The sequence below is a fragment of the Algoriphagus lacus genome (assembly GCF_003583985.1).
GTDB lineage: Bacteria > Bacteroidota > Bacteroidia > Cytophagales > Cyclobacteriaceae > Algoriphagus > Algoriphagus lacus.
This window is the reverse complement of record NZ_QXML01000034.1, coordinates 1-1,168: the sequence shown is the minus strand read 5'-3', so window position 1 is coordinate 1,168 and position 1,168 is coordinate 1. Positions and strand designations below refer to the sequence as shown.

General features: G+C 34.5%; 1 protein-coding gene. It reads left to right on the top strand.

What is annotated here, in order from left to right:
* Nucleotides 1-183: 183 nt before the first annotated feature.
* Nucleotides 184-1,168: ABC transporter ATP-binding protein (locus D0X99_RS20275; protein WP_147392296.1), on the top strand; the 985-nt coding region annotated here is incomplete at its 3' end.

Genomic DNA, 1,168 nt, shown 5'->3' with positions numbered 1-1,168 from the left:
TTCAGTGTTTTCAATTTGAAAACACTGAAGTTGAAAAAGAGATGATTAAGTATTATCGAAGTATTTCTCCCTTTTTTGAGAATTGTGAACCGATATCTAATTTAAATTCTTGCATTGAAAAATATATTAATCTTTGGGAGATCGATGTTGTGATTGACGAAAGGTTCAAAAAATCCTAATTAATTGAAAAGTGTAATTTCAGTGTCCAATCTTTCCAAGTTGTATCGGATTGGGTTAAAAGAGAGAAAACCTGACACGTTAGTAGGTCAAATCACCCAGATGATTCAATCCCCTTGGGAAAATCTTAATCGACTTAAGCAAATTAATCGGATTGATGAACGTGATCAATCTATTTTTTGGGCTTTGAAAGATGTTTGTTTTGATGTTAATGAAGGAGAGGTCTTGGGAATAATTGGAAAAAATGGAGCAGGAAAATCAACCTTGCTTAAGATTCTTTCCCAAATCACCGAACCCACTTCTGGTAAGGTTGAAATTCATGGTCGTGTAGCCTCTCTTTTGGAAGTTGGAACGGGTTTCCATCCCGAACTCACTGGAAGAGATAATATATACATGAACGGGACCATACTTGGAATGACGCGAAGAGAGATTGATTCCAAACTGGATGAAATCATTGATTTCTCTGGGGTAGAAAAGTTTATTGATACTCCGGTTAAGTTTTATTCTTCGGGTATGAAAATCCGTTTGGGATTTTCAGTAGCTGCTCATCTTGATCCTGAAATTTTGATTGTTGATGAAGTACTTTCGGTAGGAGATGCTGAGTTTCAAAAAAAATGTATGGGAAAGATGGATGAGGTTAGTAAAGTTGGAGGAAGATCTATTTTATTTGTTAGTCATAATTTGAAATCACTAAGTGAATTGTGCTCCACAGGAATTTTACTCGATCATGGTAAACAAGTACTAGTGGGTTCAATCGATGAGTGCATTAGTAAGTATAATACATTATTAAATATTAATAATATATATGATTTTGATGTTAATTCTTCAAGCCCTATTATTAAGCCAACAATTACTTTTGTAAGTGTGGATATTGAGGATTCTGAGAATGGAGCCTTTCTATTCACTGTAAAGTACAAGTCCCCATTTGAATTAAAAAAACCAATAGTTGGAATTGTTATTTCAGACGAATTCGGCTCTCCCCTTTGTGGAT